This window comes from Kitasatospora sp. NPDC093550 (assembly GCF_044764985.1).
Taxonomy (GTDB): domain Bacteria; phylum Actinomycetota; class Actinomycetes; order Streptomycetales; family Streptomycetaceae; genus Kitasatospora.
On sequence record NZ_JBIWJF010000001.1, the window covers coordinates 56,298 to 80,393 of the forward strand.

Here is a 24,096-nt window from a genome sequence, read left to right on the forward strand (position 1 = left end):
ACCGGCCCGACCCATGCACAGCCGGCGGGGTGGATCCACGGTGACGGATCCACCGCCGGTGCGACCCCAAGGAGAGCTCTCGTGGCGATGGACCGTTTCGTCCGTGCCCTGATCCAGTGGCAGGCGGGCAGCCGGCCCGAGCCGGCGCGCACGCTCCCCGTGGCACGGCTGCGCGAGCGCTACGCGGAGCAGGCGACCCAGCTCAGCCGGGGCAGCCGGTACGCGGGGATCGAGACCAAGGACCAGCTGATCGACGGCGGCGACGGGGAGTTCGGCGTGCGGACGTACCTGCCGCCCACCGACCGGGGGCGGCTGGTGACCTACCTGCACGGCGGTGGCTGGGTGGTCGGCGACGTCGACACGCACGACCCCGTGTGCCGTCGCATCGCCGCCGAACTCGGCGCGGTGGTCGTCTCCGTCGACTACCGCCGGGCGCCGGAGCATCCGCACCCCGGTCCGCTCCGGGACGGCATCGCCGCGTCCGAATGGGCGGACCGCGCCTTCCCCGGCCGCCTCCACGTGATCGCCGGGGACAGCGCGGGCGGGGCCCTGGCCGTGGGGATCTCGATGCACCACCGTGACCACGGGGGCGTCGGGTTCGCCGGGCAGCTGCTGGTGTACCCGCCGGCCGATCCGGAGCTGCGCTCCCGCTCCGCCCGCGAGTACGGCACCGGGTACCTCTCGGAGGTCGACGACCTGCGCTGGTACTACGACCAGTACGTACCGGACCCGGCGCACCGCACGGCGCCGGAGATCGACCTGCTGGGTGCCGACCACCGCGGACTGCCGCCGGCGGTGATCGGCACGGCCGGGTTCGACCCGCTGTACGACGAGGGCGTCGAGCTCGCGGAGCGGATGGCGGCCCACGGCGTCCTGGTGCGTCAGGTGTCCGCCCCGGGTCTGGTGCACGGCTACCTCCTCATGGCCGACACCGTTCCGGCCGCGGACCAGGCGACGGCGGACGTGCTGGCCGCGGTGGAGGACCTGCTGGCCTCGGCGCCCACGGCGCCGTAGGCGGCCCGCCGGTCCGCCGGCGGGCCGCGCCGCGTCCCCGGGCGGGAGGGAACCGCCCGGGGACGCGGCCGTTCCGGGACCCGCGAGCGTGCCCCCGGCCTCAGGCGCCCGGGGGCACGCCGCCGTCGCGGCGGCGGAAGACGTGGCCGGCGGTGGTGCGCGCGGCGACGCGGTTGTGGCCGAAGCGGTCCTCGCCGCTGACCAGGACCGCGCGGTACCAGTCCAGGCTGACCCGGGCGCCGTACTCCTCGACCTCCGAGGCTCCGGGGTAGACCCGGACGCACGCGGGCACGTAGCGGGCCGAGAAGCCCATGCGCATCGGCTTGTCCAGGCCGCTGTGCGGGTGCGAGGCGTGCATGAGGCGGGACCAGAAGATGACGAACTGCCCGGCCCGCAGATCCACGGACACGGCCCTCGACTCGTCCGGCCGCCAGTCCGGGTCGATCTGGAGCTCGCGGTAGTCGTAGCCGAAGAAGCCGCGCGGGACGCCGTTCTTCAGCAGGGAGACGTTGTGGTCCGGGTCGTAGCGCATCGGCTTGGTCTCGTCGTAGTGCATGGTGCGGTGCGTGCCGGGGATGAACTGCAGTCCGCCCATGTCGGCGGTGGCGTCGGTGAACGCGCACCACACGGTGAGGGAGCCGCCCGGGTCGGCGCCCGCGGGCCACTGGATCTGCGGCCGGCCGGAGGCGTTGGCGAAGGTCGCGGACTGGTGCCAGTCCGTGCCTTCGCTCCCCGGGTACTTGGGGAAGAAGTCCGAGCGCCAGCACAGGACGTCGGGGCCGAGCAGGGAGGCGACCCGGTCCACGATGCGCGGCTGGGTGATGTGGTCGGCGAGGAACGCGTTGTCGAGGTGCCGGTCGTAGTTGCACGGGCTCGTGGTGCCCGAGCCGTCGGTGGCGTTCCGGTACACCGCGTTGCTGTGGTCCGTGAGGTCCTGGCGGGTCCGGGCCCACTCCCGCGCGATCTCCTGGGGCTCGTAGAGCGTGAAGGGGCCCGCGTAACCCTTCCGGTCGAACTCCGCCACCTCGTCGGCGGTGAGTCGGAAGTCGTGCTGTCGAGCGGACATGTCTCTCCTCGGTCGTGGCCCGACCTCCGGGAGACCCGGCCCGAGCGCGGAACGGAAGGGGCCCACGTGCCCGGGGGCGCGTGGGCCTCTTCCGTTCCGCGACGGCCGGCTCGGAACGGCCCGTGGGGCCCGTGCCCGTCACCTCGGAGGTCGTCGCCGTGTGGTTCGCGTCAGCCCGTCACCGGGTCGGCCGCCGGCGCGGCCGGTCCGGCCGCTCGCGCCCCGTCGCCGGCGGGGGTCGCGGTCGGCGGGGCGAAGGCGCCCGGCCGGCGCAGCTCGTCGATCAGTTCGTCGACGCGCTGCCTGGTGAGGTGGCGCATCGCGTACAGGTGGACGTAGGTGCGGGCGACGCCGTCGACCCGCACGGTCTCGCAGGCCAGGGAGTAGCGGCGGACGATGTCCGGGTTCGGCCGGCGGAACCGTACGGTCAGCGCCTGCGGGCTGCGGGCCACCCACAGGTCCCGGCCCAGCTCCTCCTGCAGCGCGAGGAGCCGCCGGTGGGTGTGGGCGGCGAGGGCGTCGCACTCGGCCGCGGTCCGGGCCTGGTCGTCGTAGGAGTTGTGGGCCAGGTGGTCCCACATCAGCAGCGAGGAGAAGCCGTTGCGGGAGCCGGCGAAGGTGGTGTCGGCGGCACCGATGTACTCGGAGGCCCCGGGCGGGGCCATCTGCAGGCCGGTGCGGGTCATGAACACCCCGCACGCCCACGGCGTGCCCATCCACTTGTGGCCGCTCATGGTCAGTGAGTGCAGGTCGGAGAGCCGGAAGTCGAAGACCGGCGGTACCTGCTCCACCAGGCCCGCGTCCCGGGCCATCTCGAGGTAGGGCGTGTAGCCGGCGCCGAGGGCCCCGTCGACGTGCAGCCAGAATCCCGACCGGTCGTCGTGGTCGCCGTCCTCGTCGTCGTGGTGGAGGCGCCGGTTGTCCAGGCCGTACTCGGCGCAGATGCCGCGGACCGTGCGGGCGACCGCCTCGACGTCGTCGTACGCGCCCTTGAAGGTGGACCCGTAGTTGAGACTGACCAGGACCGGGTAGCCGCGGGCGGCGAAGAACCTCACCAGGACGGCGAGCCGGTCGACGTCGATGGCGCCGTCCTCGGTGGAGGGCACCTTCCGCGGCCAGGGGGTTCCCGGCGCGAGGGGGTTCTCGTCGGGGTAGCGCGTGGAGCCCAGGTCGTGGAAGGTGTCGATGCCCAGCGCCCGTACGGCCTTGGTCAGCGAGTAGTGGGTGTCCTCGGAGAAGAACGCCACCGGGTGGAAGGCGTTCGGGCCCTCGCCGCGGGGTGCCCGCTCGACACCGTCCCCGCCCGGCTCGCGGCGGTGGGCGCGCAGCGGCTTGCCCGACAGGTAGTCCCGCGCGTTCCACAGGCCGTACAGGTTGCCCTCGCTGGAGCCCATGGTCAGGACGTAGCCCCAGTACGACTCCGGATCCCGCGGGTCGTGCGGCCACTTCGCGTGCCACAGCGAGGCGAAGTAGTCCAGCACGGCCCGTTCGAGCACCTTGGAGTTGAGGGTGTACGAGCTGGACTGGTACGGGTCCCCGACGTTGTTGAGGTGCCGGTTGAGGTAGTGCCCCAGGCGTCGTTCGTAGTCGAGGTCGCTGGTGACCTGGTAGCCGGCGAAGTCGCGTGTCCGGGCGTCGATGTGACGGCGGAACAGTGACTCGGCCTCGGTGTACTGCTCCGCGTCCAGCCCGGTGGGCGGCAACTGGACCTTGTGGTGGGGGACTTCGGGAACGTCGAGGTAGGCGGCCCGGGGGTCGCTGGACGGCGGAGTGCCGTAGGGGCGGCCGCCGAGGACCCGAACGCCGCTGAAGGTCTTCTGCCAGGGGGTGTCTTCGGGGCCGAACGGTATGTCCGCGTGGATTTCGGCTTCACGAGCCATGGGATGCTGATCCTTTCACTGCGCGGCTCCCGGGTCGGGCCGCGGTCACGACGCGGTCCGGGAGAGGCTGCCGGAAGGGTCCTGGACCGGGACGGCGGACGGCGGCGTCGGCAGGGATCCGCCGCCCAGGCGCGCGTACCGGGCCGGGCGGGCCGAGCGCAGCCAGGAGGCGAAGGCGACGCCCCCGACGACGACGACCAGCAGGAGCCACGGCAGGGCGGTGACGACGGGATCGGTGGTCCCGGTCAGCACGTCGAAGTTCGACACCACCAGGACCGCCGCGGTGATCAGCCCCACGGCGCCCAGCCCTGGCGCGACGACGGTCTGCCAGCGCCCCTCGCGCCGGTTCCGGAAGTAGCCGATCACGGCCACCGAGGCCAGGGCCTGCAGCAGGATGATGCCCAGGGTGCCGAGGCCCAGCATGCTGGTCGACATGTTGACGTACGGGTCGAGGCCCGCGGCCGCGAACAGGGTGACCGTCACCGTGCTGAAGACGGACTGGATCACACTGGCCCGGTGCACGGAGCCGTGCCCCGTGTGCGTGGCGTTGAGGGCGGCCGGCAGCAGCCCGTCGCGGCTCAGGGCGTACATGTAGCGGTTGGCCGCGTTGTGCAGCGCCAGCCAGGACGCGAACAGGCTGGTGCACAGCAGGACCTGCATGGCCAGGGTGGCGGGGTGCCCGAGGTAGTCGTCGCTGAGCCGGAAGAACAGGTCGCCGAGGTGGTCCGTGGCTTCGGCGCGCACCCGCTCCGGCCCGATGGCTCCGACGGCGACCCAGCTGGTCAGGGCGTAGAACCCGGCGACGACCAGGACGGCGATGACGGTGGCGCGGGGCACGCTGCGGTGCGGTGACTTGGCCTCCTCGCCGTACAGGGCGGCCGATTCGAAGCCGAGGAAGGAGGCGAAGCCGAACATCACGGCGACGCCGAGCCCGGGGGCGAGGACCTCGTGGGGGGCGAAGGAGGCGGACGGCAGCGCCGCACCGCCGTGGCGGACCAGGACGGCGATGTTCAGCGCGACCAGGATGGCGATCTCGCACACCATGCAGACGGACAGGAGCCGGGCGCTGAGGTCGGCCTCCCGGTAGCCGAGCAGGGCGACCAGCAGCAGGCCGACTCCCGCCCACACCTGCCAGGGCAGGTTCAGCCCCTGGTCCGCGGCCACGCGTTGGGTGAAGTAGGCGAACGCGCCGAGCACGCCGACCGTGGCGGCGTTGTAGGCGAGCACCGCGAGCATGCCCGCCCCGGCCGCCACGCGGCGGCCGAGGCCGTGCGCGATGTGGGTGTAGAAGCCGCCCATGTGGCTGATCCGCCGTGCGATGGCGGCGTAGCCGGCGGAGAAGCACAGCAGGGTCAGGCCCGCGAAGATGAACATGGCCGGCACACCGGGACCCGTACCGATGGCGTAGGCGAGCGGGACGGTGAACACCATCGCGGCCAGGGGAGCGGCCGCGGCGATGATGATGAACACGATCTTCGGGGTGGTCAGCGTGCGCTCGAAGCGTTCGCTCCCCCCGGGCAGGGAAGTGCCGGTCATGAAGGTCTCCAGATGAGGGGCGACGGCCCGGAACCGAGCGGTGGATCACGCTCGTACGGGGGCGGGTGGGCGGAAGGGCCGGTGCGGCGGGTCGGCCGGAGGGTCTCGGGGCGTGCGGTCGCTCGACGGCCGGCCGGCCCCGAGCCGTGCGTGTCGGTGCCGGATCAGTGCCGGATCGCCACGGCGAAGGACAGATCCGCCCGGGTGTGGATCCGGACGGGCACCGATTCACCGCGGTACGTCGCGGTCAGCGCGCCCTCGGGCCCGCCGAGGCGGATCTGCCAGAACAGGAATTCCCCCAGCGTGCCGAGGGAGTTCATCGCCTTGAAGGCGGCCTCCTTGGCGGCGAACAGGTCGCGCGCGCTGTAGGGCCCGGCCGGGGCGAGCAGCAGGCGCCGCTCCTGGTCCCGCAGGATGAACGCGGCCATGCGCGGGGTGATGGCCGCGGGCTCGATGTCGACGCCGACCGCTTCGGCGCCGGGGACCACCACGGCGACCGCGAGCCGGTCGGTGTGGGAGATCGAACCGGCGAACCCCTGCGGGAAGAGCGGCCTGCCGTCCCGGCCCCGCGGCACCGTCCGCTCGGCCGAGCCGGCCGCCGCCAGTGCCGCGGCGGCCGCCCGGCGGCCGGCGGCGAACTGTTCGGCCGGCCCGTGGGGCGGTGCCACCCGCGATGTCTCCATGGACATCTGCGGTGCCACGCCCCGCGGACCGGCCGTCTCGACGATCACCGTGGAGCCCTCAGCCCCGCTGCGCCACGACGTGGCGGGCCAGTGAGTCGATCGAGCGCAGCACCTCGGGCCGGACGTCGTCCTGCCACTCGAAGCCGAACGCGTCCTCCATCACGACCAGCAGGGCGACCAGGGCGGTGGAGGGGACCCCGGCCTCGCGGAGCGAGACGGTGTCCTGCAGCCGGGCGACGAAGGAGGGGCCGCCGAACACGCCCTCCAGCAGCTCGCGGATCCGCTGCCGCACCTCCGCCGTCGTGTCAGGCATGGGCTTCCGATTCCTCGATGAACTTCCGCACGATGTCCTGGAAGCCCTCGATGTCGTCGAGGAAGGGCACGTGACCGGCCTTCGGCATGATCACGCAGCGGCCGTTGGGGAACAGCGCGGCCAGCTCGTGGCCCGCCGTCGGGCCGAGCAGGATGTCGTCGTCGCCCAGGGCGATCAGCGTCGGCGCCTGGATGCGGGTCAGCAGCTCGGAGCTGGGGTCGCCCTGCTGGGCCAGCGTCAGGCCGTTGTTGAGCTCCTCGGGCGTGGACATGGCCAGGAAGCTCTCCCGGAGGCCGAGGAAGCCCGGCACGCCGTACTCCTCGATCATCTGGGTGCTGACGAACTCGGGGTACATGTGGCTGAACAGCACGGGGATGTCGTGGCTGTTCAGCGTCTGCAGCCAGGCGCGCTGGAGCATCCGGTGCCGCCGCATCTGCGGGCCGACGACCGGTCCGGCCAGCACGAGGCCCCGGACCCGGTCCGGGTGGGCGAGGGCCACGTCACGGGCGAGCTGGGTGGAGGCCGAGGAGGCGAGCAGATAGGTGGAGTCGATCTCCAGGGCGTCGAGCAGTCCGATCAGGTCGGCGACGTGCTCCTCCCAGGTCGGCTCCTTCTCCAGGCGCGTGGAGCGGCCGTGGTTGCACAGGTCGTAGCTCACGACGCGGTGGTCCTTGGCGAGCTCGGCGGTGTAGTCCCGCCAGAACGGGGCGGTGAAGAAGAAGTTGTTGAGCGTGGTGATGGCGATGCCCTCACCGGTGGACTCGCTGTAGAGCTCGACGCCCTCCCTGGTGCGGATGAGCGGCGTGCCCTCGCGGTAGCTCAGGTCGTGGTAGTACGGGTCGTCCTGCACGGCGTCAGCTGACATGGTGTTCCGGCCTTTCGTTGGTGGTGACTGTTTCGGCGCCCGGGAGGACGCGTGCGAACGCGGCGACGACGTCGGCCGCGTGGACTTCCTCGGTGATCTCGCCGCAGGACCGGCCGCAGTACAGGGCCATCTCCTCGATGCGGCCGGTGGTCGCGTCGGTGGGCACGGCCGCGCTGAAGCGCGGCACCAGGTACGGCTTCCCCTCGACCACCGTCCTGCCGATGAACTTCGCGGGCAGGCCCGGGTCGGCGGTGACGGCCGTGGAGAGCACCCGGTGCCGTCGGCCCGGCCAGCCGATCTCGTAGACGTCGCTGATCACGGTGTCGGTCGCCGCCGCCGCGGTCACCGCCGACTTGAAGTCGGCGTGCGCCCGCGATTGGCGGGCGACGACGAAGGCGGTGCCGAGCAGCACCCCGTCGGCGCCGGCGGCCAGGGCCCGTACGGCCTCCTCGGGCGAGCCGATGCCGCCCGAGGCGACCAGGCAGGCGTCGGGCAGCAGCGCCCGCAGCGCGCCCACCAGGTCGTCGCGTCGCGACGTGCCGAGCAGGTGGCCGCCCGCCTCGGTGCCCTGGGCCACCACCACGGCGCCGCGCTCGGCCGCGTGGACGCCGTCCCGGACCGTACCGACCTGCACCACCAGCTGCCTGCCCGCCGCGGTGACCCGGTCGAACACCGCGTCCTCGGGCAGGCCGAAGAAGGACAGGTGCACGCGGGACGGTGTCTCGTCGAGCACCTGGGCCACCTGTCGGTCCAGCTCGTCGGGCCCGACCACCTCGGGGATCAGGTTCACGCCGACGGGCCGGTCGGTGCCGGAGACCAGCCGGGCGAGCACGGCCGACAGCGCGCTGCCGGCCAGCTTGTACCCGCCCACGCAGCCGGCGGCGCCCGCGTCGGACACCGCGCAGGCCAGCTCCGTGCCCGCGACCCCGCCCATGCCCGACTGGAGCAGGCTCACCCGCAGGCCGAGCACGCTTGCCGCGGAGCGCATCAGAGCAGGCTCTCGACCGCGGACGCGGCGGCGTCGGCGCTGCCGAAGCGCTCGGTCAGGACGTGCACCCAGCGCTCCAGGCCGAACGCGAGGCAGCTGGTGTGCGCCGTCTCCCCGCCGGCCAGGATGTCGCACCGCTCGCCGAAGAAGTTCCGGTGGTAGTTGACCGAGCCGATCGCCAGGCCGTTCACGACGAACTCCTCCTTGACCGGGAACAGCCGCTGCATCTTCGCCTTGCCGCTGTTCTTGTCGAAGAAGGGGTCGGTGGCGACCTCCAGGCGGAACTCCAGGCCGAGTTCGGCACACAGGGCGGTCACCGCGTCCTTGGCCCGGAGCAGGTGGTTCTTGGCCACCTCCTCCGACGCCACGCAGACGATCTCCCGCATGGAGAAGCCGAGCAACCGCTGCAGGCCCTCGTAGTGGGTCTCGTTGCGGAAGCAGGTGCCGACCGTCGTGCGCATCGTCCCCTCGGTGGGCAGCGCGGAGCCCGCCAGGTTGACGTAGATCGAGTAACAGGCCGCCGAGGGCAGCGCGAACGCGGTCGGCTCCATCACCTCGGCGGGGATCCGCTCCAGCGGCCGCTGCTCCTGCCGGAGCAGGCCGCCGAGGCGCTCGGGGTCGAGCCGGGTCGCCGCGAGGCCCAGGTGGGGGAAGTTGTCGTAGTAGTCGAAGCTGTCGAGGTTCTCGGTGCGCATCAGGAACGGGAACCGGAACTCCGGCGCGCTCCAGCCGTCGGCCATGTGGCGGAACACCGCGTCGATCGCCCGCAGCACCCGCAGCTGGCTGCCGTCGAGAACTCCCAGGCCGTTGTCGGTCACCGTGGTCATCAGGCTGCTTCCTTCGTGAAGAATCGGGCGTTCACCGCGCTGAGGGTGCGGAAGTCGTCGAGGTCCAGGTCCTCCGGGTCGATCGACTCCCCGGTCAGCTCTTCCAGCAGGAAGATGAACTCGACGAAGGCCAGCGAGTTGATGGCGCGGCTGTCGATCAGGTCCAGGTCGTCGGTGAGCCCGTCGAGCTTGGGGTTGCGGGCCGAGATGAACTCGCGCACCGCCTGCATGGGTTCGGTCGTCACTTGATCAGCTCCCTGCCGACGCCTGCCTTCGACAGGAACTTCCGGGTCCGCTTCAGTACCTGCTCGTGCGCCTCGACGCGGGCAGGGTGTTCCAGCGCCCGCCGCCGCAGCGCGAGGGCGTCGGGGATACCGGCGTCGCGGTAGGCGGCCGGGTTGTAGAGGGTGGCGATGCTGTACTGCAGGTAGCCCTCCAGGTACTCGGCGATCAGCGGCACCTCGGCCGGGTCGCGCTTGGCGACCTGGGCGAGCAGGTTGGTGAAGACCATCCGGCCGAAGGCGACGTGCCGGCTCTCGTCCTGGTGGTGCACGCGGTTGATCTCGCGGGCGATCCGCGGCAGCGACTCGTCGGTCGCCATGTGCGCGTTGTAGTAGTCGACGATCTCCTCGAAGATCAGGATGCGCGCGAACACGATCAGCTCGCGGGCCACCGAGGAGAGGTGCTCGACCGAGTCGGCCTTCAGCGCGGGCTGCGCCGGGTAGAGCCGGCCGCCGTAGCGCAGGCAGAACTGCGCGAAGAACCACATGTGCTCGTTCTCCTCACCGATGAAGTGGTGGAGGAATTCCGAGACGTCCGCGTAGGTCCGTTCGTGAATGCGCAGGACGACGTCGTTGAGCAGCTCACGGATGCCGTGGATGTTGAGGCTGAAGAAGTTGATCGCCTCGTACTTGGTGAGCGCGATCTGCTGTTCGCGGGTCAGCTCGTCCCACATCTCGGTGCCGGCCAGCGTGGTGAGGCTCTCGCTCATCCACGGCAGGCCCGCCTCGATGCTCTCGGGCCAGTCGAACATCGAATAGGGGTTGTAGTAGCCGGATTCGGCCAGGTTCTCCAGCCGTTGCAGATCCAGCACGACCGGCTCGATTTCACGTACCGCCATTTTCACTTGCCCTTCCGAACGCAGTGGTACAGGAGTTCAGATTCAGCTCAGCGACCGGACGTCCGCGCGCACCTCGACCGGCTTCCGGGAGCCGCACTCGTGGTGCCCGAAGGACGCGTTGCCGGAGGCCGTCGACGGGATCACCTTGTTGTAGACCGACCCGAGGCACAGCTCCTGGAAGGCGCCGGTGTCCGGCGACAGCCGGGCGGCCAGCTGGGCCTTGGCGATGTCGACGGTCCTGAGCGCGCCGTCGTCGTCCACGACCTCCACGCAGGCGTGCGGCAGGTCGAGGGCGCCGCCGAGCACGCCGCAGAACCAGCCCCGCTTCGCCTCGGCCTGGTACCCGGCCGCCCGGAACCGCTCGGCGAGCAGGAGGCTCGCGGCGATGCAGCTGGTCGCGCCCAGCGAGTGCACCAGCCGGTGGTCGGCCTGCATCGCGACGGGGATCATCTGCCAGCGGTAGCCGGAGTCGAGGTAGTCGCGGGTGATGCCGCGCAGCTGGGTGGAGACCAGGGGGGTCCGGGCGCCGAGGGTGGTGATCGTCGCCTCGTAGCGGGCCGATCCCGCGCTCGCCCGGGGTGCCTCTCCGCCGCTCTGGCGCCCGCCGAAGCGGGCGGCGTCGGGCGCGGCGAAGCGCCAGGGCGCCTCCCCCTCGCACTCGGTGCACTCCAGGGTGACCTTGAAGTCCCAGGACTTCTCGCGCAGCAGGTCGTCGACCGGGCGGCCGGCGAAGCGGAACAGCATGCGGAACGCGAGCTCCGGCTGGGTGTTCCCCCGGCCCGAGTACATCCCGAGGTTGTAGAGGTCGCTCACATCGAAGTGGCGCGTGCCCGACCGGAGTTCGAACGGCAGGCCCGCGTCGACCAGCCGGTCGATGTCCGCCGGACCGCACCTCAGCATTTCCTGCGCCGTCGATTCGGGCTGGGTCTTCTCGGAATACTCGGCGGGAATGAACTCGATGGATTTCGCCACCGTTTCCCAGGGTGTTTCGGGGGTGGCGGATTGACGCAGCACAGCCTGTTCCTCCAGGAAAAAGATCCGGCCGACGGCTCGGCGTGCGTTCACTTCCACAACGCCAAGGCAACGCGACTGAACCGACTTTAGCCGCCGGGGTTGCGCTGCGGAACGGTGCTTCCGCACGCCCGTTCATGCGTTTCGCACACCCGGACTGGAGAAATCAATGCGGGCCGTACCGGGGCGGGTGGATACCGGGAGAATGGCCGGGCGGCGCCGGGGAAATGCGCCGGCGGAGAAAGCCGGAAGGCCGGCGGTCGTTGTCGCAACGACCGCCGGCCTCGGGGAGCGGCAGGACTTCGTGGGGTGGGGTGCCGGTCGGGGCCGTCACCCGCCCGCGTACGCGTGGTCGGCCAGGTCGATTCCGGCGCCGTTCGCCAGGGGGACGCCGTCGAGGAACTGCTCGGGCAGGTCGAAGCCCTCGACGAGGGTGGTCATGTGGGGGGCGAGGTCGTCGAGCAGGGAGTCGGCCAGGAGCGGCAGTCGGCGGACGTGGTCGGCGCTGAGGTGGTCCTCGGCGAGGAGGTCGCCGGTGTGGGCGCCGAGCTGGTCGAGCAGGAAGAGCGTGCACAGCCGGTGGAGCAGGTACCGGGCCCGGGGGTCGACGGCCCGCTCCACCGCCGCCAGGAAGGCGTCGGCCGCGCGCAGCGCCGCGTGGGCGGAGACCATCTCCAACGCCGCCGAGGAGGCCTTGTTCCAGCGGGCGACCGAGCCGTCGGCCCGGTTGAGGCGCAGGGCGGTCTTGGCGCGGGACTGCCAGATCGCCTTGGCCCGGGCGAGCAGCGTCCGCAGGAAGACGAGGTCGGTCAGGTCGTCGTGGCCGGCCTCCGGGGCGGTCGAGGGGGCGGTCGTGGGGGCGTTCTCCTGGGGGCCGAGCAGGAGTTCCGCCGCGGCCTTGGTCCAGATCAGCAGGTTGTCGCCTTCGGCGGTGATCGTTCCCTCGATGTACGGGGCGTACTCGGAGAGGGCGTTGACGGCGAACAGCCCCTGGGCGCCGCAGCGTTCGCGGCACTCCGCGGCGATGGCGCGGGCCTGCCAGGTGATCCAGGCCTTGGCGACCGCCACCTGGCGCTCCGCGTCGGCCTGGTTCTCGGCGGTGTGCCGGGCCCACTCGGAGAGCGTCGAGCGGTGCAGGAAGGTCATGGCGTAGGCGGTGGCCGTGGAACGCAGCAGGCGACCGTGGTGCGTGCGGTGGGCGTTGACGGGGATGCGCTGGCCGGCCCTCGGCCCGGAGGTGTGGCGGTGCTGGCCGTAGCGGACGGCGATGCCCACGGCCGCCCGGGAGGCGCCGACGGCGGCGCCGCTCATGCAGAGCTTTCCGACGGTGACCCGGCCGATGGAGTGCAGGAAGCGCTTGCGGCGGCTGCCGAAGGCGCTGGTCAGGATGGCGTCCCGGCCGAGCCGGCCGTGGTCCGCTTCGAGCAGGGCCTCGCGCGGCAGCCGGACGTGGTGGAAGGCGGTGAGGCAGTGGTCGACGGGGGCGCCGGACCGGAACGGGAGCTCGCGCACCTCGACGCCCGGCAGCAGGCCGCGTTCGTCGCTCAGCGGCGTCAGGAACAGGAACACGCCCTCGTCCTGACCGTCGACCAGGAGACGGGCGGCGACCACCGCCGACTTGGGGCCGCCGACGGTACTGGTGTTGGGCATGAACTTCCGGGCGCCGGGGTGCGGGGTGTGGAGGACGAAGCCACCGCTCTCGCGGTCGAACTCGGCGGTGGTCTCCAGGCTCACGCTGTCGTTGCCGTGGTCGAGTTCGGTGCACAGGAAGGTGCCGATGCGGCGCATGGTGGTGAACTCGGACAAGTCCCGGCGGACATCGGGGTCGTGGTCCAGGAGGCTGCCCAGGAACAGGTTGTAGTGGATGCTCGCCACCGTGCACAGGCCGCCGCCGCCGTTCACGATCGCGGCCCACTCGTGCAGGCTCGCCAGCAGGGCGGGGTCCGTGGCGAGGCCCTCGACGTCGTCGACGGTGCTGTTCACCAGCCGTAGCCGTTCATAGGACTCGGCGACCTGTTCGGCGGGTGAGCGGTCGGCGTGGTGGCGGAAGGTCGGGCGGCTGATCAGCCGCCGCCATCTGCCGTGCACCCTCTCCCGCTCGCCGCCGTGGCCGAACAGCAGGCGGGCCAGTTCCCGGGCGGTCGCGGTGTCCGCGGCGTCCGCGGTGTCCGCGGCGTCCGCGGTGTCCGGTTCGGCGACGGATGAGGTGGTGAGAACGCGCAGGTCGTGCGGCGGGTTGCCGCCGACGGTACGGCGTGCGCGCTCGGGTGTGGCGCGGATGCCGGGCTCGGTTGCCACAAGGGCCATGGGATTCCCCCCGTTGACGCTGATCTTGGTCAGGGCAGCGGCCAAGAAGATACGAGGCGATCTCTTTTCCTCACAAGTAATGGAAACGTTATAATTTTGCCTGATCTTGCATGTCCGGCGGCCCCCGCAGTGCTATGGGGAGGCGGGTAAAGACGTGGCTGCGACGGCGCGGGGTGGCCGGCCGGACGGCGTGTCCTCGGCGAGCCCCCGCGTCCACCGGCGCCGGTGCGTCCGCGGCGGATCGGGGCCCCGGGCCGACCCTTCGGGCCGGAGCGGCACGGCGGGGGAAAAAATACGGACCGACCCGTCTTGTCCCAATGAAGGGCGCGGGTGAATTATGTACGCATCAGGGTGCGCACCGGCATCAGTTGTGAGGACTGGACGTCCACGGACGGTGGGTGGACGTGACGGTGGCGGGCCCTGGTTTTCCTTTTTTGCTAGAGCGCTTATCAAGCAACGCGGAGGTATGCCGTGGCGCTGCAGGAACGGGCCATCAGGACGAGGCGCGCGATTCTCGTCGCGGCTGCCGAAGTCTTCGCCGAGGTGGGATACGAGGCGGCGACGATTTCCGAGATCCTCCACCGGTCCAAGGTGGCCAAGGGGTCCTTGTACTTCCACTACGGATCGAAGGCCGAGCTGGCGCAGGCGGTCCTCGCCCAACAGCTCACGGCGATGCCGACTCCGCCCCCGCAGGAGCTGGTGCTCCAACAGGGCCTGGACGAGGCGTTCCTGCTCGCCCACATGCTGTCCATGGGAGACCCGGTGGCCCAGGGCAGCATCCGGCTGACGGTGGACCGCGGGGCCCCCAGCGGCGGTCTGGACCGGCGCGTGCCGATGCGCGGGTGGATCGAGCACAACGGCGACATCCTCGCCCGCGCCAAGGAGAACGGCGAACTGCTCCCGCACGTCGACGTGGCGGCCGCGGCCCGGATGTTCGCCGGGGCGTTCACGGGTGTGCAGATCCTGTCCGAAATCATGACCAATCACGCCGACCTCCCCGAGCGGGTGTCGGACCTGGAGCGCTCCCTGATGGCGGGCGTCGCGATTCCGACGGTGCTCGCGCAGCTCGACATGGCCCCCGATCGTGGGCTTCGCGTGTACGAGGCTGCACTGAAACTTCGCAAGGAGCGCGAGGCGGAGGAGGCGGCCCCGGCCGTCGCGTGCGCGGCCGACTAGGGTCTGTCCGGCGCGCGGGACGACGCGACGGTGCGGCCCGCTGGGGCGCACGATCCGCCCGCGGGCGGGGGAGCCCCGGCCCGCGGCCGGACCGCGCCCCGGGCCGAGGCGTGGTGACACGCAGGAACGACCAGGGGAGAGACGACGATGGAAGCCACTACCTGCCCGTACGCCCTCGATGTGACGGGGCGTGACCTGGCCGGAGAGGCGGCGGTGTTACGCGCCCAGGGCCCCGCCGTGCGGGTGGAACTGCCGGGAGGGGTCGTGGCCTGGGCCGTGGTCGGGCAGCGACAGGTCGAGCGACTGCTGACCGACCCGCGGGTGTCCAAGGACGCCCGCCGGCACTGGCCGGCGTTCATCCAGGGGAGGATCACCGAGGAGTGGCCGCTGTACCCCTGGGTGGCGAACGAGAACATGCTCTTCGCCTACGGGGACAGCCACTCCCGGCTGCGTCGGCTGGTCGCCGGGGCGTTCACCGCGCGGCGTTCCGAGAGGCTCCGGCCCCGGATCGCCGAGATCACCGCGGAACTCCTCGACGGGATCGCCGGTGCACCGGCCGGAACGCCGGTCGACCTGCGCAGCGCCTTCGCCGAGCTCCTGCCCATGCGGGTCATCTGCGAACTGTTCGGTGTCCCGCAGGGCGAGGCCACGGAAGCCCTGTGCGTCGCGCTGCACAAGGTCTTCAGCACCACCATCCCCGGGCGGGAGATCGAGGCGGCCCGGCTGCGGTCCTTCGCGCTGCTGGCGGAGCTGGTGGAGGCCAAGCGGGCCGAGCCCGGGAACGACCTGACCACGTCGCTGATCGAGGCGCGCGACCAGGAGGACCGGCTGAGCGAGGAGGAACTGCTCGGCACGCTCTTCCTCATGATCGCGGGTGGGCAGGACACCACCGCCGCGCTGATCACCAACGCCGTCGGCGCGCTGCTGAGCCACCCCGACCAGCTGGAGCACGTCCTCGCCGGCCGGGCGACCTGGCAGGACGTGTCCGACGAGACCATGCGGGTGCACACGCCCGGCGCGTACTCGCCGATGCGGTTCGCGGTGGAGGACATCGACCTGGACGGCGTGCTGATTCCCCAGGGGGATCCCATCCTGGTCTCGTTCGCGGCAGCCGGCCTGGACCCCGAGCGCTACGGCCCCGACGCCGATCGCTTCGACGTGTTGCGCCGGGACCGCGACCTGCTCGGGTTCGGGCACGGGGCGCACCGCTGCATGGGCGCTCCGCTCGCCGAACTGGAGGCGACCACCGCGGTCGCCGCCGTGTTCGAGCGCTTTCCCCGGCTCCGACTGGCCTGCTCCCCGGAGGAACTGCGGCCCATGCAGAGCTTCCTGATGAACGCCTACCGGGAGCTGCCGGTGGTCCTCTTCTAGACCGCGCCTGGTGCAGCCGCACCGATGAGGAGGTGTCCTCGTGCCCGACCGGGCATCAGGACACCTCCTCCTTCGCGTGTCGGACCCGGTGCGGTCGCCGGTTCGCTGAACCGGGGTCCGTCCGCCCGCCCGGCGGTGGGCATCGACCAGGGCGGGCGGGGTGGGACCCCGGAGTCGGGAGGGTGGGCGGCCGTGCGGCCCCTCGTTCGGACCCGGTCGGCACGTCCGTCCCGCCGCGTCACGCGGCCCGTCCGGCTCCCGGTGAAGACCCACCGGAATCTAACCCACGCCGTCGTCGCCCGTCCCGCGGCCGGGTGCGGGAATTCCTCACGAGCCGCGGTGCGGTCCTCCCGCGGCCGCGCCTGTTCGACTGTCCGGATCAGGCAGTTGAACACGTGTGCGCACCGCTGCCGGTGCCCGCTCGTCGGGGTGCCGGCGGGGTGCGGACGTCGACAGCGGACGGTCGGCGCTGTTAGTTTCAGAACGTGCTCGGAAATTCCGTGGAAGCGGTGCCGGAGCGCGGCCTTCTCGACCCGCCCCCGGTCGAGCCGGCCGCGCCGGCCCGAGCGGCGGAGGCCTCGCTGGACGCGGTGAATTCGGACCCGGCCACCGAGTTCCGCGAATCCTGATTTCGCCCAGGATTCGCTTTCCGCTCATCACACGAAGGAGGTCGGGGTCAAGGTCCCCCCCTGGGACACTTCCGGCGGCGGCGGCGGTTCTATGGACGACGCCACCGAACTGCCGCAGAATGACGGAAGGCGGTGACAAGACAGGGGGATCTGATATGGGAATCGATGTCTTGGTGTCCGATGAATTGCATCTTTCTCGTTTCTCACTCGCTGCATTACTGGAGCAGGAGGAGGAGATCCGAGTCGTCGGGTCCGTGGACAGCACCTTCGACGCGCTGGAGTTCGCCGAGCAGCACAAACCGGATGTGGTGATCATCAGCTTCGAGGGCGAGGACAGTGACGCGGTCGCCATGTCCGAGCGGATGGCGACCCTGGGATGCCGGAGCATCCTGCTGACCACCGCGGTGACCAGGCCGGTCGTGCGTCAGGCCTTCGCGGCCGGGATCGGCGGAGTGGTCGAACGGAGCATGCCTCCGCGCCAGTTCTTCGAGGCGATCCGACGCGTGCACCACGGCGAGCGCGTCTTCGACGCGGAGCTGACCGTCGCCGCCCTGAGCAACAGCGACTGTCCGCTGAGCAAGCGGGAGTTCGCCATCCTCGAGCGCGTCTCCTGCGGCGACACGGTGGCGGAGATCGCGGAGCGGATGCACCTGTCGCAGGGGACCGTGCGGAACTACCTCTCCTCGATGGTGGCGAAGCTGGGGGCGCGCAACCGGATCGACGCGCTGCGCATCGCCAGGGGCGCCCGCTGGATCTGAGGTCCGGAATCCGCCGGCTCGCCGGCCGGGACATTCCGATGAATTCGTGAACGACTCGACCGGACGGTCGGTTTGAGGACGTGCGGTGCCCGGTGACCACCTGGTGTGCGGTGGTCACCGGGCACGACTGCGTTCGGCGCGGACGTGTGCCACCGCCGACGAGCGCAGGGGCGGTCCGGAGAGGACCGCCCCTGATGGACCGCAGTCTGCGGTGCCCCCCACCCGCTCAGGAGGGGGTGGGAGCGTCGAGCCTCGCGCGGAGGCCGGCGACGGCGGCGGCGACGAACGGCCGGCTCCGCATGAGCCGGCAGTGGGCCGCGCCGATGCGTCCCGTCCGGACCAGGCCCTGCCGTTCGGCATCCGCTCCCACGGCCGGGAAGTGCGCCCCGTTGTCGTCACCGACGTCGGGCGTCTCGACCCAGACCCGTTCGGCGTCGACCAGGTAGGGGAAGCGACGCAGCTTGCGGCGCTGCTCGGGGACCAGCGATTCGGCGTAGTGCAGGAAGGAGTTGCGGTTGTGCCCGACGCCGAGCAGCAGGATGTGGGCGTCCAGGTCGTGCATGCGGTCGAACGGTGAGCCCGGGCCGACCGCGAAGGCCAGCGGCTGGATCCGGGTGATCTCCTTCGCATGTGCTCCCAGGGCCGCGACGGAGGCCTGGGGGTGCGAGCTGCGCAGCCGACCGGGCGTGGCCAGGACGGCGGTGGGCAGGGCGCCCATCGCGGTCGGGAAGTCGTCGTCGAAGAGGGGCACGGCCGCGCGGTCCGCCTCCACGCGCGGACCCGCCTCCGGCCCGGCGCCGGGGTGGGGGTCGCGGATCTCGCCGGTGAAGGTGGGCACGACCAGCGTCCCGTCCGGTCCGAGGTGCTCACGCAGGGCGGTCAGCAGCGTGTCGACGCCACCCGTGACGTGGCCGAAGGCCGACAGCGAGGAGTGGACGATGACCACGCCGCCGGCGGGCAGGCCCAGGTCGCGCAGGCCCGCCCGGAGGTCGTCGCGGGTGAGCGAGGGGGCGGACGGGTCGGTGGCGTTCACAGCGGTCATGCTGCGCTCCTTTCGAGGACGGGCTGGGCCGGCCGGGGAAGCGGGTTGCCGTCGAGTGGGTCGGGCTGGGCCGGAGGCAGGACGAACCCGGCCATTCCCGTGGTGACGACCGCCATGACCACCATCATGGTGAACATCGACTCGTCCAGCACACCGAGGGTCAGGCCGGCGTTGAGGATGACGAGTTCGGTCAGGCCGCGGGTGTTCATCAGGAAGCCGAGCCGGCCGGCGTCGCGCCGGGACAGGCCGATGAGCCGTCCGGAGCCGAACCCGGCGAGCAGCTTGCCCAGGCAGGCCACGCCCAGGATAGCGGCGAGTTCCCACAGGCCGCTGCCGCCGAGGCGGGTGATGTCGACCGACAGCCCGGTGGCGACGAAGAAGACGGGCACGAGCAGCGTGGTGATCTGGCGGACCGGCCGGTCGAGTTGCTCGCTCAGCGCGTGCGGCTGACGGGGCGTCGCCAGGCCGAAGGCGAAGGCGCCGAAGATCGGGTCGAGCCCGATGGCCGCGGCGGCCCAACTGGTGACCATGACGCCCGAGACGACCACGGGCAGGACGTACCCGGGCAGCTTGCCGTCGACGGGCCGCATCAGCAGGTTCAGCAGCGGCCTGACCACGAGGGCGAGGACGGCGGCGAGGAGGGCGGTCAGCGCGGCGACCTGGGCGAGCCGGCCGGGGCCGTGCGCCGCGGCGATGACCGAGACGAGGATGAGGAGGACCCAGGCGATGAGGTCCCCGGCCGCGGCGCTGGCCAGGGCGATCGATCCGACCCGTGAGCGGTGCAGCCCGCAGTCGGCGATGATCCTGGCCAGGACCGGGAACGCCGTCACGGCCATGGCCGCACCGACGAAGAGCAGGAACGGGAGCGAGGCCACGTGGTGGCCACCGACGGTGTCGTGGTTCGTGTAGAGCCAGAACGCCAGGGCGGCGCCGCCGAGGAAGGGCAGCGCGGTGGCCGACAGCGAGACGGCCAGCACCTGGCCGGACTGCCGGCCGATCTGCCGCAGGTCCATCTCGCGGCCGACGGCGAACATGAACAGCAGGATCCCCACCTGCGCGATCGCCGACAGGGAGGAACGCGTCGCCGCGGGGAACAGCAGGTGCGAGGGGTCGCCCGGCAGTCGGCCGAGCAGGCTCGGGCCCAGCGCGAGCCCGGCCACGATCTCCGCCACCACGGGGGGCTGGCGCAAGCGGCGCAGCAGCGGTTTGAGGAGGGCACCGAGCAGGAGGACGAGCGCCAGGTCGGCGAGGACGAGAGTGGCGGGATTCAGCATGGTTGGGTGTCTCCGGAATTCAGGTCCGTATGAGCCGGGCGTAGTCCGGCAGGCCGTTCCACTTGAACGGGGCCTCGACGGCCGGTCCCCGGGCGCCGACGTTGGTGTAGTCCCACAGGGGGATGACGGGGAGGTCCCGCAGGAGCACCGTCTGGGCCCGGGCGGCGAGTTCGTGCGCCCGGGCGGTGTCCGGCGCGCCGTGGACGGCGGCGAGCAGCCGGTCGAACTCCGGGCTGTCGTACCCGGTGTCGTTGGCCGCGCCGTCCCTGGCGAACAGGGGCTCCAGGAATCCGGTCAGCGAGGGGTGGTCGCCGCGCCAGCCCTTGCGGAACGCGCTGCCCAGCGTTCCCGCGAGCACGCGGTCGCGCACCTCCTTGAAGGTCGGCAGCGGCCGGCCGAGGACCGCGATGCCGAGCGCGGTCGAGATGTCCCGGGCGACGGCGTCGATCCACTCCCGGTGGCCGCCGTCCTCGTTGTAGGCGAGGGTGAGCGTGCCGGTCCACGGGGACAGGGCGTCCGCCTGCCGCCAGAGGGCGGCCGCGCGCTGCGGGTCGTGGCGCAGCACCTCGCCGCCGGGCAGGTCGGCGCGGAACCCCGGAAGGGTCCGGGCGGTGAAGTCCTGTGCGGGGTGGCGGGTTTCGTGGAAGAGCTCGCGGGTGATCCGTTCGCGGTCGATGGCGTGGGACAGCGCGGCCCGCCGCAGTCGTCCTTCCGCTCCGCCGAAGTGCGGCAGACCGTGCGGGACGGCCAGCGACTTGTTGAGGGCGATCGGCTGCTCCACCGCCCGCTCGCCCAGTTCCCGCCGGTACACGGCGAGTCTGCTGTCCGGGATGGCGTCGAGCACGTCGAGGCGGTGCTCCAGCAGGTCCGCGTAGGCCGTCTCCAGGTCCTGGTAGACGACGAAGGAGACGCCCTCGTTGAGGGCCGGGTTCGGGCCGCGGTACGACGGGTTGGGGACCAGGTCGATCCGTCCCGGGGCCGCGCCGTCCGCGAGCAGGTAGGGGCCGTTGCCGACGGGCCTGGCTCCGAAGGCGACGCGGTCGCCGGCGAAGAAGGCCGCCGGCAGGGGCTTGAAGGCGAGGAAGCCCAGGCCGGTGACGAAGTCGTTGCGGGGACGTCGCAGCCTGATGGTGAGGGTCAGGTCGTCCCGGGCCGCGAGGCCCGACATCGTGGTGGCGCGCGGCGGGTCGGCGGCGACGTCCTCGTAGCCGTCGATGGGGGCGTAGAACCCGCTCAGGAGCTGGCCGTTGGTGCTCAGCGCGCCGAAGTTCCACGCGTCGACGAAGCTGTGCGCCGTCACCGGGCTGCCGTCGGTGAAGGTCCAGCCGGGCTTCAGGGTGACGGTGAAGTGCTGGTTGTCGCGGGTGGACAGCGTGTCGGCGAGGGCCGGTACCGGGTGGCCGTCGCGGTCGTACTCGTACAGGCCGGTGAACAGCAGGTCGACGATGCGCCCGCCGTACCCCTCGACCGTGTCGGTGGGGATCAGCCCCCGCTGCGGTCGTCCGGTGTTCACCGTGATGGGTCCGCTTCCAAGCATGTGCTGGTTCCTCGGTGGCGTGTGGATGAGGGGCCGGGCCGGGGACGACCGCGGTCACGGGTCGACGCGCGGTCGGCGGGTGCCGGGGCCCGGACGGGGCGCGGTCGGCGGGTGCCGGGGCCCGGACGGGGCGCGGGTCAGGGCGTCACGACTCCGCGGCCGGTCAGGCGACACCCACCGCCTCGGTGAGTCCCCGTGCCGCGGTGCTGAGCAGGTGCTCCAGGTCGGCCTCGTCGGCGCCGCGGACCACCATGACGCCGTCGAAGTCGGCGGACGAGATCCGTCGCGCGGACTTGTCGCGGCGGTTGTAGGTCCGCTGGCGCAGCCGGGACGCCGCCGGGACGAGGCTGCGCGCGTACTCCGGCAGGTAGCCGGCCGGGACGGCGACCCATCCGACCAGACCGCCGTCGGGGCGCAGCCGCGCCGGATCGGGAAGGTCCCGTCCGAGGGTCGCGTCCAGGAGCAGGTCGAAGGTGTCCACGCCGAAGTAGGTGTCGAGCTGGTCGACGATGCCCAGGCCACCGGGGCGGGAGGCGACCTCGCACAGCACCGGGCCCCGCGGCGTGTCGAAGACCTCGCAGTGGAAGTAGCTGTGGATGCCGGGGGAGAGCAGGCCGAGCTCGCTCAGCACCCGCTCGGTGAACCCGCGCAGCCGTTCGGCCTGGGCCGAGCGCTGGTCGACCATCCGGCTCCACGTGGGGGAGGCGAAGTCGAGCATGTCCGAGCGGTGCCGGCTCACGGTCTGCAGGTAGACCCGGCCGTCCACGACCAGCCCGTCGACCTGGAAGATCTCCCCGTCGATGAACTCCTCGGCCTCCAGGTTCGCGGGGGTGTAGAAGTTCGGCTGCAGCCCCGCGCGCAGGACCTCCAGCAGTCCGGCCTCGTCATGGACCACCCGGGTGCCGACGGAGCCGCCGCCGCTGCGGGGCTTGACGATCAGGGGGTAGCCGAAGGCCTCGACGGCCTGGCGCAGGTCGACTCCGGTGCTCACCGGCATGAACCGGGGCACGGCTACGCCGGCGGCGGCCAGGACGCGCTTCATGACGACCTTGTCCCGGAAGGCGACCGCGGTCTCCAGACCCAGGCCGGGCAGGCCGTAGTGGGTGCGCAGGTGCGCCGCCCGCAGCACGTCCACCTCCGACAGCGCCACGATGGCGTCGCAGGGGCCCGATTCGATGATGCGGGCCGCCTCGTACTCCACGGAGCTGTCGACGTCGTACCTGTCGAACAGGCGGACCCGTTCGGGGGGCACGCCGTGCCCCCCGGAACGGACCCCGCTCTTCTCCGGATGGCACAGGAGCCACACCTGGTGGCTGTCCGCGAACCGCCGGTAGGAGAACTGCTCCAGCGGGTGCCGGCAGAGGCCGATGATGCTGCCCATCAGTGGTCCAGCTGCTTCGCGTAGGCGTAGTCGTCGGCGAAGGCGTCGAGCGACTTGGCGTACACCGGCGTCCGGTTGAGGACGGAGCTGATCCGGCGGCTGTACTCCTTGGCGGTGTCGTGCATCGAGTAGTACATGTCCCACCCCCACAGCCCGGCGAAGTAGCGGCCGCCGGACTCGAAGTGGATCTGCGGGAGGAACGTCGTCCACTCGAAGGCCTCCACCGGGGACCGCCGCGCGGGCGAGCCTCCGATGAGGTCGATGACGACGCTCCCGGCCGGCAGGTCCGTGCCGGTCTGTTCGGCGGTGAGGATGTACTCGGTGCTGCCGGGCGTCTCGGCGCCGTTGACGACCAGTCCGGCGCCGGCCAGCCGGTCCCGCAGTTCGGCCGGGACGGTCTGGTCGCGCCCGAGCACCGTGAACGGGATCTGCTCGGCCCGCAGGTGCTCGAAGGCGCCCATGGAGGTGTTGCCGTACCCGAGCACGAGGGTCGAGGGCGCGGCGCCGGCGTGCAGGCGCCGGTAGAGGTCGACCCCGTACTTGGCTCCGCCGATGCCGACCTCGCGGATCTGGCCGATCACCCGGGCCGGGCGTTCCCGCTCCTCCGTCAGCAGCGCCTCGGTGTCCCCGTGCTGCGCCGCGCCGTCGAGCCGCAGCTGGGTGGAGCCCGAGACCAGGCTGCTGCTACAGGCCATGACCGTGATGCGGGAGCTCGCCTCGACGGTGTCCGACTCCTCGTGCGCGCTGTAGGTGACGTGCAGCGGCTTGCGGCCGAAGCGCATCGCGGCGCGGAGCAGTCCGTTGAGGTACTGCTGGTCGGTGGAGGCGTGGACCTCCACCACGGGGTGGTCCCCCAGCAGCTCGGGCCGGGCGGCGGCGCCGGCCCGGAGGCCGGCCAGGTAGGCGCGCGTCAGCTGCTGCGGCTCCGAGACGGTCTCCATGCCGATCAGCCGGACCGCCTTCTCCTCCAGGAGGCGCCTGCGCTCCGGGAAGCAGTAGAGGTGGCCCATGGAGAACAGCGTCGTCCCCGGGGTCAGCCGGGCGATCTCGGCGGCGGACGGGCCCTTGAGCTTGACCACGAGGTCCTTGCCGGCGTAGCAGGACGGGTAGGGCTCGACCCGGGCCCCCTCCATCTCGTAGTGGACGTCGAGGTAGCCGATCCCCTCTCCCAGTCCCTGCTGGACGACCACGTCGTAGCCGCTGGCCAGGTAGGCGCGCACGTCCTGGGGGACCAGGGTGGCCCGCGGGTCCAGGCCGAGCGGGTTCTCCTCGCAGTCGCTCTCTTTGGCGAACAGAACGGTTGTCACGGCGGGGTCCT

General features: G+C 71.8%; 22 protein-coding genes. 5 read left to right on the forward strand and 17 right to left on the reverse strand.

Going from position 1 to position 24,096, the window contains the following annotated elements; translation table 11 throughout:
- Positions 1-87: 87 nt before the first annotated feature.
- A complete protein-coding gene (locus ACIRD3_RS00235; protein ID WP_402210721.1) occupies positions 88-1,014 on the forward strand; it encodes an alpha/beta hydrolase in 927 nt (308 codons plus the stop codon).
- A gap of 100 nt (positions 1,015-1,114) precedes the next feature.
- On the opposite strand, the gene ACIRD3_RS00240 is transcribed toward ACIRD3_RS00235, so the two are convergent.
- From ACIRD3_RS00240 to ACIRD3_RS00295, 12 genes are all read right to left on the reverse strand, one after another.
- Positions 1,115-2,080 carry a chlorinating enzyme gene (locus ACIRD3_RS00240; protein WP_402209253.1) on the reverse strand — a complete coding sequence of 322 codons (966 nt, stop codon included), beginning with the start codon at positions 2,078-2,080 and terminating at the stop codon, positions 1,115-1,117.
- A 170-nt stretch (positions 2,081-2,250) separates the two neighbouring features.
- Entirely contained in the window at positions 2,251-3,960 is a 1,710-nt protein-coding gene (locus tag ACIRD3_RS00245; protein ID WP_402209255.1) for a pyridoxal-dependent decarboxylase, read from the reverse strand.
- A gap of 45 nt (positions 3,961-4,005) precedes the next feature.
- Positions 4,006-5,496: an APC family permease gene (locus ACIRD3_RS00250; protein WP_402209257.1), complete on the reverse strand. Its 1,491-nt coding sequence runs from the start codon at positions 5,494-5,496 to the stop codon at positions 4,006-4,008.
- 164 nt (positions 5,497-5,660) lie between these two features.
- Entirely contained in the window at positions 5,661-6,164 is a 504-nt protein-coding gene (locus tag ACIRD3_RS00255) for a 4'-phosphopantetheinyl transferase superfamily protein (protein WP_402209259.1), read from the reverse strand.
- 73 nt (positions 6,165-6,237) lie between these two features.
- Positions 6,238-6,492 carry a hypothetical protein gene (locus ACIRD3_RS00260; RefSeq protein ID WP_402209261.1) on the reverse strand — a complete coding sequence of 85 codons (255 nt, stop codon included), beginning with the start codon at positions 6,490-6,492 and terminating at the stop codon, positions 6,238-6,240.
- Positions 6,485-7,357, reverse strand: coding sequence for an alpha/beta fold hydrolase (locus tag ACIRD3_RS00265; RefSeq protein WP_402209263.1), 873 nt, complete (start codon positions 7,355-7,357; stop codon positions 6,485-6,487). Before ACIRD3_RS00265 ends, ACIRD3_RS00260 begins: the two co-directional genes overlap by 8 nt.
- Entirely contained in the window at positions 7,347-8,345 is a 999-nt protein-coding gene (locus tag ACIRD3_RS00270; protein WP_402209265.1) for an NAD(P)H-dependent flavin oxidoreductase, read from the reverse strand. Before ACIRD3_RS00270 ends, ACIRD3_RS00265 begins: the two co-directional genes overlap by 11 nt.
- Positions 8,345-9,172: a hypothetical protein gene (locus tag ACIRD3_RS00275; protein ID WP_402209267.1), complete on the reverse strand. Its 828-nt coding sequence runs from the start codon at positions 9,170-9,172 to the stop codon at positions 8,345-8,347. The genes ACIRD3_RS00270 and ACIRD3_RS00275 overlap by 1 nt, the downstream gene beginning before the upstream one ends.
- Complete coding sequence (locus tag ACIRD3_RS00280) at positions 9,172-9,417, reverse strand: acyl carrier protein (protein WP_402209269.1); 246 nt, start codon at positions 9,415-9,417, stop codon at positions 9,172-9,174. The genes ACIRD3_RS00275 and ACIRD3_RS00280 overlap by 1 nt, the downstream gene beginning before the upstream one ends.
- Positions 9,414-10,292, reverse strand: a complete 879-nt coding sequence (locus tag ACIRD3_RS00285; protein ID WP_402209271.1) for a diiron oxygenase — start codon at positions 10,290-10,292, stop codon at positions 9,414-9,416. Before ACIRD3_RS00285 ends, ACIRD3_RS00280 begins: the two co-directional genes overlap by 4 nt.
- Before the next feature lie 42 nt (positions 10,293-10,334).
- A complete protein-coding gene (locus tag ACIRD3_RS00290) occupies positions 10,335-11,264 on the reverse strand; it encodes a hypothetical protein (RefSeq protein ID WP_402209273.1) in 930 nt (309 codons plus the stop codon).
- A gap of 369 nt (positions 11,265-11,633) precedes the next feature.
- Positions 11,634-13,601 carry an acyl-CoA dehydrogenase gene (locus tag ACIRD3_RS00295; RefSeq protein ID WP_402209275.1) on the reverse strand — a complete coding sequence of 656 codons (1,968 nt, stop codon included), beginning with the start codon at positions 13,599-13,601 and terminating at the stop codon, positions 11,634-11,636.
- A gap of 480 nt (positions 13,602-14,081) precedes the next feature.
- On the opposite strand from ACIRD3_RS00295, the gene ACIRD3_RS00300 reads away from it, so the two are divergent.
- The 4 genes from ACIRD3_RS00300 to ACIRD3_RS00315 all read left to right on the forward strand — a co-directional run bounded on the left by ACIRD3_RS00300 (position 14,082) and on the right by ACIRD3_RS00315 (position 17,544).
- A complete protein-coding gene (locus tag ACIRD3_RS00300) occupies positions 14,082-14,786 on the forward strand; it encodes a ScbR family autoregulator-binding transcription factor (protein WP_402209277.1) in 705 nt (234 codons plus the stop codon).
- A 147-nt stretch (positions 14,787-14,933) separates the two neighbouring features.
- The gene (locus ACIRD3_RS00305) at positions 14,934-16,157 is read left to right on the forward strand and encodes a cytochrome P450 (protein WP_402209279.1); all 1,224 of its coding nucleotides are present in this window, start codon (positions 14,934-14,936) and stop codon (positions 16,155-16,157) included.
- 485 nt (positions 16,158-16,642) lie between these two features.
- Positions 16,643-16,786: a hypothetical protein gene (locus tag ACIRD3_RS00310; RefSeq protein WP_402209281.1), complete on the forward strand. Its 144-nt coding sequence runs from the start codon at positions 16,643-16,645 to the stop codon at positions 16,784-16,786.
- A 155-nt stretch (positions 16,787-16,941) separates the two neighbouring features.
- Positions 16,942-17,544 carry a response regulator transcription factor gene (locus ACIRD3_RS00315; RefSeq protein ID WP_402209283.1) on the forward strand — a complete coding sequence of 201 codons (603 nt, stop codon included), beginning with the start codon at positions 16,942-16,944 and terminating at the stop codon, positions 17,542-17,544.
- A gap of 226 nt (positions 17,545-17,770) precedes the next feature.
- Here ACIRD3_RS00315 and ACIRD3_RS00320 read toward each other — a convergent pair whose 3' ends face one another.
- The 5 genes from ACIRD3_RS00320 to ACIRD3_RS00340 form a co-directional block, all read right to left on the reverse strand.
- On the reverse strand, positions 17,771-18,586 hold the full coding sequence (locus ACIRD3_RS00320) for an aminoglycoside N(3)-acetyltransferase (protein ID WP_402209285.1): 816 nt from the start codon (positions 18,584-18,586) through the stop codon (positions 17,771-17,773).
- Positions 18,583-19,860 carry a cation:proton antiporter gene (locus tag ACIRD3_RS00325; RefSeq protein ID WP_402209287.1) on the reverse strand — a complete coding sequence of 426 codons (1,278 nt, stop codon included), beginning with the start codon at positions 19,858-19,860 and terminating at the stop codon, positions 18,583-18,585. The genes ACIRD3_RS00320 and ACIRD3_RS00325 overlap by 4 nt, the downstream gene beginning before the upstream one ends.
- A 19-nt stretch (positions 19,861-19,879) precedes the next feature.
- Positions 19,880-21,373, reverse strand: a complete 1,494-nt coding sequence (locus ACIRD3_RS00330; RefSeq protein ID WP_402209289.1) for an ABC transporter substrate-binding protein — start codon at positions 21,371-21,373, stop codon at positions 19,880-19,882.
- Between the two features lie 187 nt (positions 21,374-21,560).
- On the reverse strand, positions 21,561-22,778 hold the full coding sequence (locus ACIRD3_RS00335) for an acetyl-CoA carboxylase biotin carboxylase subunit family protein (RefSeq protein WP_402209291.1): 1,218 nt from the start codon (positions 22,776-22,778) through the stop codon (positions 21,561-21,563).
- The gene (locus ACIRD3_RS00340; protein ID WP_402209293.1) at positions 22,778-24,085 is read right to left on the reverse strand and encodes a hypothetical protein; all 1,308 of its coding nucleotides are present in this window, start codon (positions 24,083-24,085) and stop codon (positions 22,778-22,780) included. The genes ACIRD3_RS00335 and ACIRD3_RS00340 overlap by 1 nt, the downstream gene beginning before the upstream one ends.
- Positions 24,086-24,096 lie beyond the last annotated feature (11 nt).

Bases quoted from the DNA above. Each gene is read 5' to 3' on its own strand.
- ACIRD3_RS00325 (WP_402209287.1), bottom strand. From the start codon at position 19,860: ATGCTGAATCCCGCCACTCTCGTCCTCGCCGACCTGGCGCTCGTCCTC.
- ACIRD3_RS00265 (WP_402209263.1), bottom strand. From the start codon at position 7,357: ATGTCAGCTGACGCCGTGCAGGACGACCCGTACTACCACGACCTGAGC.
- ACIRD3_RS00250 (WP_402209257.1), bottom strand. From the start codon at position 5,496: ATGACCGGCACTTCCCTGCCCGGGGGGAGCGAACGCTTCGAGCGCACG.
- ACIRD3_RS00240 (WP_402209253.1), bottom strand. From the start codon at position 2,080: ATGTCCGCTCGACAGCACGACTTCCGACTCACCGCCGACGAGGTGGCG.
- ACIRD3_RS00235 (WP_402210721.1), top strand. From the start codon at position 88: ATGGACCGTTTCGTCCGTGCCCTGATCCAGTGGCAGGCGGGCAGCCGG.
- ACIRD3_RS00275 (WP_402209267.1), bottom strand. From the start codon at position 9,172: ATGACCACGGTGACCGACAACGGCCTGGGAGTTCTCGACGGCAGCCAG.
- ACIRD3_RS00335 (WP_402209291.1), bottom strand. From the start codon at position 22,778: ATGGGCAGCATCATCGGCCTCTGCCGGCACCCGCTGGAGCAGTTCTCC.
- ACIRD3_RS00245 (WP_402209255.1), bottom strand. From the start codon at position 3,960: ATGGCTCGTGAAGCCGAAATCCACGCGGACATACCGTTCGGCCCCGAA.
- ACIRD3_RS00270 (WP_402209265.1), bottom strand. From the start codon at position 8,345: ATGCGCTCCGCGGCAAGCGTGCTCGGCCTGCGGGTGAGCCTGCTCCAG.
- ACIRD3_RS00315 (WP_402209283.1), top strand. From the start codon at position 16,942: ATGGGAATCGATGTCTTGGTGTCCGATGAATTGCATCTTTCTCGTTTC.
- ACIRD3_RS00260 (WP_402209261.1), bottom strand. From the start codon at position 6,492: ATGCCTGACACGACGGCGGAGGTGCGGCAGCGGATCCGCGAGCTGCTG.
- ACIRD3_RS00320 (WP_402209285.1), bottom strand. From the start codon at position 18,586: ATGACCGCTGTGAACGCCACCGACCCGTCCGCCCCCTCGCTCACCCGC.
- ACIRD3_RS00285 (WP_402209271.1), bottom strand. From the start codon at position 10,292: ATGGCGGTACGTGAAATCGAGCCGGTCGTGCTGGATCTGCAACGGCTG.
- ACIRD3_RS00305 (WP_402209279.1), top strand. From the start codon at position 14,934: ATGGAAGCCACTACCTGCCCGTACGCCCTCGATGTGACGGGGCGTGAC.